This is a genomic window from Streptomyces synnematoformans, assembly GCF_039531005.1.
In the GTDB taxonomy this organism is placed as follows: domain Bacteria; phylum Actinomycetota; class Actinomycetes; order Streptomycetales; family Streptomycetaceae; genus Streptomyces; species Streptomyces synnematoformans.
The window spans coordinates 1-8,246 of the sequence record NZ_BAAAPF010000306.1 but is presented as its reverse complement, the minus strand read 5'-3'; the positions used below and the strand labels follow the sequence as shown (position 1 = coordinate 8,246).

At 74.0% G+C, this 8,246-nt stretch carries 7 protein-coding genes; all 7 read left to right on the top strand.

Going from position 1 to position 8,246, the window contains the following annotated elements; genetic code table 11:
* Positions 1-175 precede the first annotated feature (175 nt).
* On the top strand, positions 176-1,534 hold the full coding sequence (locus ABD317_RS30040) for a phosphomannomutase/phosphoglucomutase (RefSeq protein WP_344293898.1): 1,359 nt from the start codon (positions 176-178) through the stop codon (positions 1,532-1,534).
* 252 nt (positions 1,535-1,786) lie between these two features.
* On the top strand, positions 1,787-1,999 hold the full coding sequence (locus ABD317_RS30035) for a Trm112 family protein (protein WP_027756458.1): 213 nt from the start codon (positions 1,787-1,789) through the stop codon (positions 1,997-1,999).
* Positions 2,000-2,010: 11 nt separating this feature from the next.
* The gene (locus ABD317_RS30030; protein WP_344293896.1) at positions 2,011-3,132 is read left to right on the top strand and encodes an SIS domain-containing protein; all 1,122 of its coding nucleotides are present in this window, start codon (positions 2,011-2,013) and stop codon (positions 3,130-3,132) included.
* Positions 3,133-3,151: 19 nt separating this feature from the next.
* The gene (gene manA, locus ABD317_RS30025; RefSeq protein ID WP_344293894.1) at positions 3,152-4,348 is read left to right on the top strand and encodes a mannose-6-phosphate isomerase, class I; all 1,197 of its coding nucleotides are present in this window, start codon (positions 3,152-3,154) and stop codon (positions 4,346-4,348) included.
* Positions 4,349-4,534: 186 nt separating this feature from the next.
* Positions 4,535-5,458 carry a cation diffusion facilitator family transporter gene (locus ABD317_RS30020; RefSeq protein ID WP_344293892.1) on the top strand — a complete coding sequence of 308 codons (924 nt, stop codon included), beginning with the start codon at positions 4,535-4,537 and terminating at the stop codon, positions 5,456-5,458.
* A gap of 388 nt (positions 5,459-5,846) precedes the next feature.
* The gene (gene ahcY / locus ABD317_RS30015) at positions 5,847-7,310 is read left to right on the top strand and encodes an adenosylhomocysteinase (RefSeq protein ID WP_344293890.1); all 1,464 of its coding nucleotides are present in this window, start codon (positions 5,847-5,849) and stop codon (positions 7,308-7,310) included.
* A gap of 81 nt (positions 7,311-7,391) precedes the next feature.
* A complete protein-coding gene (locus ABD317_RS30010; protein ID WP_344293888.1) occupies positions 7,392-8,009 on the top strand; it encodes a hypothetical protein in 618 nt (205 codons plus the stop codon).
* The last annotated feature ends 237 nt before the right edge of the window (positions 8,010-8,246 follow it).

The window sequence follows — 8,246 nt, the reverse complement described above, 5'->3', positions numbered from 1 at the left end:
CCCCTACGCCCGGAGGGCGTGGGCGGTGCCCCCTGCGCCGCCCGCCCTCCGGGCGGACGACGGGGGTTTGCGGATGGCTTCTCACCGCCGCGGCGCCCCCGGCGGCCCGGGACGGCGCGTGCCCATCCCATCGCGTACTGTGCAAGCCTCAGCAGCGTGCGAAGGGCGGTAAACCGTGACCGATCTCTCGACGATCGTGAAGGCGTACGACGTACGCGGCGTCTTCCCCGAGCAGCTCGACGAGCCGCTCGTCGAGCTCTTCGGCGCCGCCTTCACCGAGACCACCGGCGCCGGCAGGATCGTCGTCGGCCACGACATGCGCCCCTCGTCGCCCGCGCTGGCCGCCGCCTTCGCGCGCGGCGCCGTCGCCCGCGGCGCGGACGCCGTCCTCATCGGCCTGTGCTCCACCGACCAGCTGTACTTCGCCAGCGGCCATCTCGGCCTGCCCGGCGCCATGTTCACCGCCAGCCACAACCCCGCCCGGTACAACGGCATCAAGATGTGCCGCGCCGGCGCCGCCCCCGTCGGCCAGGACACCGGGCTCGCCGAGATCCGCGCCAGGGTGGAGCGGTGGCGGGCCGAAGGCCCGCCCGCGCCGGTCGCCGGGCCCGGCACCGTCACCGAGACCGACCTCCTCGACGCCTACGCCGCCCACCTGCGCTCCCTGGTCGACCTCGGCGCCGTACGGCCGCTGAAGGTCGTCGTCGACGCCGGCAACGGCATGGCGGGCCACACCGTGCCCAGCGTCTTCGAGGGCCTGCCCGTCGACGTCGTCCCCCTGTACTTCGAGCTGGACGGCACCTTCCCCAACCACGAGGCCAACCCGCTCGATCCGAAGAACATCACCGACCTGCAGGCCGAGGTCCGCAAGGCGGGCGCCGACGCCGGCCTCGCCTTCGACGGCGACGCCGACCGCTGCTTCGTCGTGGACGAGAAGGGCGACCCGGTCCCGCCGTCCGCGATCACCGCGCTGGTCGCCGCGCGGGAGCTGGCGCGCACCGGCGGCGGCACGGTCATCCACAACCTCATCACCTCCTGGTCCGTGCCCGAGGTCGTCAGGGAGAACGGCGGCACCCCCGTGCGCACCCGCGTCGGCCACTCCTTCATCAAGGAGGAGATGGCCAGGACGGGCGCCATCTTCGGTGGCGAGCACTCCGCGCACTACTACTTCCGCGACTTCTGGAACGCCGACACCGGCATGCTCGCCGCGCTGCACGTCCTCGCCGCGCTCGGCGGCCAGGACGGGTCGCTGTCGCAGCTCGTCGCCGTCTACGACCGCTACGCGGCCTCCGGCGAGATCAACAGCACCGTCGCGGACCAGGCCGGCCGGCTCACGGCGGTCCGGGCGGCGTACGCGGGGCGCGAGGGCGTCACGATCGACGAGCTGGACGGGCTGACGGTCACCGGCGACGGCTGGTGGTTCAACCTGCGGGCGTCCAACACGGAGCCGCTGCTGCGGCTGAACGTGGAGGCGGGCGACACGGAGACGATGGCGCGGGTGCGGGACGAGGCGCTGGCGCTGGTACGGGGCTGAGCCGGCGCCGTCCGCCGCGCGGGGCGGGGGCGCGGTCCGCCCGCAGCCCGGCGGGCCGGGCCGTCAGGGGCGCGGTACCTGGAGGACGGGTCTTACCCCGCCCGCACGCCCCCCGCCCGGCGCCACCGGCCCGCGCGGGGGCACGCCCGCACCCCCGGCGGTAGGCTGGCGGCTGCCGCCCGCACGCACAGCCGGGAACGGCCGGTGCGGCCGGGCGGCCCGCACCGCCGCAGCCAGCCGAAGGGGACGTACATGCCGGTCGACGCCAGCCTCCTGGAGATCCTCGCCTGCCCGGCGTGCCACGCCCCGCTGCGCGAGAGCAAGGACGGCGCGGCCGGCGACGGCGCCTCCGACGCCCCCGGCGAGCCCGAGCTGCGGTGCACCTCCGACACCTGCGGCCTCGTCTACCCCGTGCGCGACGAGATCCCCGTCCTGCTCGTGGACGAAGCCCGCCGCCCCGCCTAGGCCCCGCCGCCATGCTCGACGAGACGCTGCTCGACAACCCCGAGGAACTCGGCCGCGCCGACGCCCGCGGCCTGCTGCGCGGCGTCGCCCAGGCCGGCGCCCAGGTCCGGGTCGCCGCCCGCCAGGCCGCCGAGTCGGACCTCGCCCGGGTCCGCCCCGACGGCCGCCCCCGGGCGCTGCTCGTCGCCGCCCCGGGGTGTGTCGCGGACACCACCGCCGACCTGCTGCGCGCGCTGACCGGCGGCGCCTGCCCCGTCGCCGCCCTGCGCCCCACCGGCGCCCGCCCGGAGCCCAGCGCCCTGACCTGGACGCTGCCCGGCTGGGCCGGCCCGTACGACCTGCTGCTCATCGCCACCGACTACGGCCGCGAGCCCGGCCTCACCGCGCTCGTCGAGCAGGCGTACCGGCGCGGCTGCACCGTCGCCGCCGTCGCCCCCCGCACCTCCGCGGTCACCGAGATCGTCACCTCCCGCGGCCTCGCGCTGCCGCTGCTGCGCGCCCCCGGCGAGCAGATCGAGACCGGCGGCCTGTGGCCGCTGCTCACGCCGCTCCTGGCGCTCGCCGACCGCATCGGGCTGCTCACCGCCCCCGACGACGTCCTCACCCGGGTCGCCGACCGCCTCGACATCGTTGCCGAGCGCTGCGGGCCGGCCACCGAGACGTACGCGAACCCCGCCAAGACCCTCGCGGCCGAGCTGGCCGAGTCGCTGCCGCTGCTGTGGAGCGAAGGCCCGCTCGCGGGCGTCGCCGCGCAGTACTTCGCCCACCGGCTGGCCGCCGTCGCCGGCCGCCCCGCGCTGCCCGCGGCGCTGCCCGACGCGCTCGCCGCGCACGGCATGCTGCTGTCCGAGTCGTTCACCTCCGGCGCCGACCCCGACGACATCTTCCGCGACCGCGTCGACGAGCCCGCCGCGCTCCGCGCCCGCGTCGTCCTGCTCCACGAGGACTCCGCCGACGGCTCCCGCACCCCCCGGGAGGCCGCACCGGCCGCCCGGGAGCTGGCCGCCGCCCAGGGCACCCCCGTCAGCGAGCTGGAACCCTCCGACGGCGCCCCCCTGGAGACCGCCGGCGAACTGCTCGCGACCGCCGACTTCACCGCCGTTTACCTCGCCCTGGCTGCAGGTTCCGCCTGAACCGTACGAAGATGGCCCCATGGACCGCCTGAACAACACCGTCCGCCCGTACGCCTGGGGCTCCACCACCGCCATCCCCGAGCTGCTCGGCACCGACCCGACCGACGAACCGCAGGCCGAGCTGTGGATGGGCGCCCACCCAGGCGCCCCCTCGCGCCTCGACCGCGGCGCCGGACCCGTACCGCTGGACGGGGTGATCGACGGCGACCCCGGGGCCGAGCTGGGCGCACCGACGGTGGCGCGCTTCGGACCCCGGCTGCCGTTCCTGCTGAAGGTGCTGGCCGCCGCCGCCCCGCTGTCCCTCCAGGTCCACCCCGACCTCGCGCAGGCCCGCGCCGGCCACCGCGGGGAGGAGGAGCGCGGCGTCCCCGCCGACGCGCCCGAACGCAACTACAAGGACGCCAACCACAAGCCCGAGCTGATCTGCGCCCTCACCCTCTTCGAGGGCCTGTGCGGCTTCCGCCCGGCCGCTGCCGCCGCCGACCTGCTCGACGGCCTCGGCGTCGACGGCCTCAAGCCGTACGCGGACGCCCTGCGCGCCCAGCCCGAGGAGGACGCGCTGCGCGAGGTGTTCGCCGGCGTGCTGCGCGCCGACCGCGCCGAACTGGCGCCCACCGTCGACGCCGCGGGCCGGGCGGCGGAGAGGCTGGGCACCACCGGCTCCCCGCACGCCGGCGACTACGCCGCCTACGGCGCCCTGGCCCGCACCTGGCCCGGCGACCCCGGCGTCATCGCCGCCTTCCTGCTCAACGTCGTCCGCCTGCAGCCCGGCGAGGCGCTCTTCCTCGGCGCCGGCGTCCCGCACGCCTACCTCGACGGCGTCGGCGTCGAGATCATGGCCAACTCCGACAACGTGCTGCGCTGCGGCCTCACGCCCAAGCACGTGGACGTGCCCGAGCTGCTGCGGATCGTGTCGTTCACCCCCGCGGCCCCCGAGGTGCTGCGGGCCGGACCCGACGGCGGGTACGCCGTGCCCGTCGACGACTTCCGCCTCTACCGCCACGACCTCGACGAAGGCCACGTCACCGTGGAGACCCCGGCGGCGGGCGCGGGCCCGCAGATCCTGCTGTGCACCGACGGCAGCGCCGAGCTGACCAACGCGGCGGGGGAGCACCTGGCCCTGCACCGCGGCGAGTCGGCCTTCGTCCCGGCCGCCGACGGCACGCTCCACGCCACCGGCTCCGGCACGCTCTTCCGCGCCACGACGGCCGCCTGACCGCCGCCCGACCGCCTGACCGCCGGCCGACCGTCGGCCCGGCGGACCGCCGGGCCGGCCCCGGGTTGTCCACAGCCGCACCCGGCGAGGCTTGCGCCCTCCTGCCGCGGTGCTGACAGAATGTGCCGCCGTGACGGGGCGCGGCCCAGCGGCGCCCCGCGGAGGAACGGAAGGAGCCGGCGGCACATGGCTGCAGGCGGCGGTACGAAGGCGATCCTCGCGGCGCTCTGCGCCAACCTGTCGATCGCGGCTGCGAAGTTCGTGGCATGGGCCTTCAGCGGCTCGTCCTCCATGCTCGCCGAGGCCGTGCACTCCCTCGCCGACTCCGGCAACCAGGCGCTGCTCCTCCTCGGCGGCAAGCGCGCCAAACGGGCGGCCACCAAGGAGCACCCCTTCGGGTACGGGCGCGAGCGCTACGTCTACGCGTTCCTCGTCTCCATCGTGCTCTTCACCGTCGGCGGCCTCTTCGCGGTCTACGAGGGCTACCACAAGATCGAAGACCCGCACGAGATCGACCACTGGTACTGGCCGGTCGGCGTCCTCGTCTTCGCGATCATCGCCGAGACCTTCTCCTTCCGCACCGCAATCAAGGAGTCCAACGAGGTACGGGGCGGCCAGAGCTGGTGGCAGTTCATCCGCCGCGCCAAGGCGCCCGAGCTGCCCGTGGTGCTGCTGGAGGACCTCGGCGCGCTCGTCGGCCTCATCCTGGCCCTGTTCGGCGTCAGCATCGCCCTCGCCACCGGCGACGGCGTCTGGGACGGCGTCGGCACGGTGTGCATCGGCGTCCTGCTGCTCATCATCGCCGTCATACTCGCCGTGGAGACCAAGAGCCTGCTCCTGGGCGAGGGCGCCAGCGACGCCGACGTGGCGGCCATCGGCGCCGCGCTCGTCGACGGCGACGCCGTCACCCGTGTCATCCACCTCAAGACCCTCTACCTGGGCCCGGACGAGCTGCTGGTCGCCGCCAAGATCGCGGTCCAGCACGACGACACCGCGGCGGAGGTGGCCCGGGCCATCGACGCCGCGGAGGCCCGGGTGCGCGAGGCCGTGCCGGTGGCCAGGATGATCTATCTGGAGCCGGACATCGCGCGGGCGAAGACGGACACGTGAAGACGGACACGTAAGCGACGGCCGCCCAGGCAGCCGCCCGTACGCCCGGACGGATGCCCGCACGCCGGCCGACCGGCGGAAACCCGCCAGCCCTGCCGCCGCCTCCGCCCCGGACCGCCGTCTCAGCGGGTGTCCGGTCCGCGGGATGGCCGGTTCCCGTCGCCAACCCGCCCCCGCGGCGAGGGTCGCCTGCGGTAGATTCGGGGTGCAGAACCAGACGTCGCTGCTGATGGCGATCGGGTGGCCCGCCAGCGGGCCGGCCGAGGGGGAGAGAGGGCCTCCGGCGGACTGGGCGCAGCGGGACAGGTATGTCCGTACACGTGGGCGCACGCGCCACGCGCATCCCGCCTGCGCTCAGGGAATCCGACCACCCTCAAGGAGTGACGACGTGACTTCCACGACCACCGCCACGAGCCCGGACTTCAAGGTCGCGGACCTGTCCCTGGCCGCCTACGGCCGCAAGGAGATCCAGCTCGCCGAGCACGAGATGCCCGGCCTCATGGCCATCCGCAGGGAGTACGCCGAGGCCCGCCCCCTCGCCGGCGCCCGCATCACCGGCTCGCTGCACATGACCGTGCAGACCGCGGTGCTCATCGAGACCCTGACCGCCCTCGGCGCCGAGGTCCGCTGGGCCTCCTGCAACATCTTCTCCACCCAGGACCACGCCGCCGCGGCCGTCGCCGTCGGCCCCGAGGGCACCCCCGACGCCCCCGGCGGCATCCCCGTCTTCGCCTGGAAGGGCGAGACGCTGGAGGAGTACTGGTGGTGCACGGAGCAGGCCCTGACCTGGCCCGGCGCCGACACCGGCGGCCCGAACATGATCCTCGACGACGGCGGCGACGCCACCCTCCTCGTCCACAAGGGCGTCGAGTTCGAGAAGGACGGCAAGGTCCCCTCGCCCGACACCGCCGAGAGCGACGAAGAGCGCGTCATCCTGCAGCTGCTCACCCGCACCGTCGCCGAGACCCCGCAGAAGTGGACCCGGCTCTCCTCCGAGATCCGCGGCGTCACCGAGGAGACCACCACCGGCGTCCACCGGCTCTACGAGATGCACCAGGCCGGCACGCTGCTCTTCCCGGCCATCAACGTCAACGACTCGGTGACCAAGTCGAAGTTCGACAACAAGTACGGCTGCCGCCACTCCCTCGTGGACGGCATCAACCGCGCCACCGACGTCCTCATCGGCGGCAAGACCGCCGTCATCTGCGGCTACGGCGACGTCGGCAAGGGCTGCGCCGAGTCCCTGCGCGCCCAGGGCGCCCGGGTCATCGTCACCGAGATCGACCCCATCTGCGCCCTGCAGGCCGCCATGGACGGCTACCAGGTCGCACGGCTGGAGGACGTCGTCGAGACCGCCGACATCTTCGTCACCGCCACCGGCAACAAGGACATCATCCTCGCCGAGCACATGCAGCGCATGAAGCACCAGGCGATCGTCGGCAACATCGGCCACTTCGACAACGAGATCGACATGGCCGGCCTCGCCAAGCTGCCCGGCGTGGTCAAGGACGAGGTCAAGCCGCAGGTGCACACCTGGACCTTCCCCGACGGCAGGGTCCTCATCGTCCTCTCCGAGGGCCGCCTACTGAACCTCGGCAACGCGACGGGCCACCCGTCGTTCGTCATGTCCAACTCCTTCGCGAACCAGACGATCGCGCAGATCGAGCTGTTCACGAAGACCTCCGAGTACCCGACCGGCGTCTACGTGCTGCCCAAGCACCTCGACGAGAAGGTCGCCCGCCTCCACCTCGACGCCCTCGGCGTCCGGCTCACCGAACTCCGGCCGGATCAGGCGTCGTACATCGGCGTGAAGGTCGAGGGCCCGTACAAGCCGGACCACTACCGGTACTGACCCCGACCCCGCCGCCCGCCCGGAACCGCCCCGGGCGGGCGGCGACGCGTCCGCGCCTGACGCCCGCGTAGGGTGCCGGACATGCCGCGCGGACGCTACTCACTCCACGACCCGTACGACGGCACCCCGCTGGGCGACGAGCACTTCCAGTGCGCCCCCGGCGCCTCCGGCTGGCGCTACACCGCCCGGACCACCGCCCCCGACGGCACGCCCACCGGCTCCGTCGACCTCACCATCGACCACCTCGGCCGCCCCGTCCGCCTCGAACTCCACGCCGCCGGCTGGCAGGTCCGCGGCGCGGCCCTGGAGGGCGTCACCTGGGTCCGCTCGGACCCCGAGGGCACGACGGCCCGCGAAGGCAACGCCCGCGCCCAGGGCTTCACGGGCACCTCCCCGGCGTTCCTCGTCGCCACCACCCGACTCCTCACCCCACCTCCCGCCCCGTCCCCCCAGCGCCTCCGCCTCGTCGCCCTCGCCCACCCCGTGCTCGCCCCGCGCACCCTGGACCAGGCGTGGACGCGCACGGGCGAGGACGCCCACGAGGCCGACACAGGCGTGCTCCGCGTCACGAACTACCAGGTCAGCGACCTGGAGACGGGCGAGCAACACCCGGTCCACATCGCCGGCGACGTGGTCCTGGCCGCCCCCGGCGTCGAGCTGGAAGAACTCGACACACCGCCCAACTCGCTGGACACCTGAGGGCGATTCGCATCGCGCGCGGTTGACCTGGTACTGTTCACGTCGCTCCAGCCGGAGGGCGAGACACCTCCGAAGCAGAGCACCCTCTGAACTACCGGAGCGGGAGCGGGAATTCGCACCGAAAAAGATCTGGTAAGGTTCAGAACACCGAAGGGAAACGCCCGGAGAAGCCTGGTGAGGGTTTTGATGGAAGTGTCCGTTCTTTGAGAACTCAACAGTGTGCCAAGTAGTCGATGC

Bases quoted from the DNA above. Each gene is read 5' to 3' on its own strand.
- ABD317_RS30035 (WP_027756458.1), top strand. From the start codon at position 1,787: ATGCCGGTCGACGCCAGCCTCCTGGAGATCCTCGCCTGCCCGGCGTGC.
- ABD317_RS30030 (WP_344293896.1), top strand. From the start codon at position 2,011: ATGCTCGACGAGACGCTGCTCGACAACCCCGAGGAACTCGGCCGCGCC.
- manA (WP_344293894.1), top strand. From the start codon at position 3,152: ATGGACCGCCTGAACAACACCGTCCGCCCGTACGCCTGGGGCTCCACC.
- ABD317_RS30020 (WP_344293892.1), top strand. From the start codon at position 4,535: ATGGCTGCAGGCGGCGGTACGAAGGCGATCCTCGCGGCGCTCTGCGCC.
- ABD317_RS30010 (WP_344293888.1), top strand. From the start codon at position 7,392: ATGCCGCGCGGACGCTACTCACTCCACGACCCGTACGACGGCACCCCG.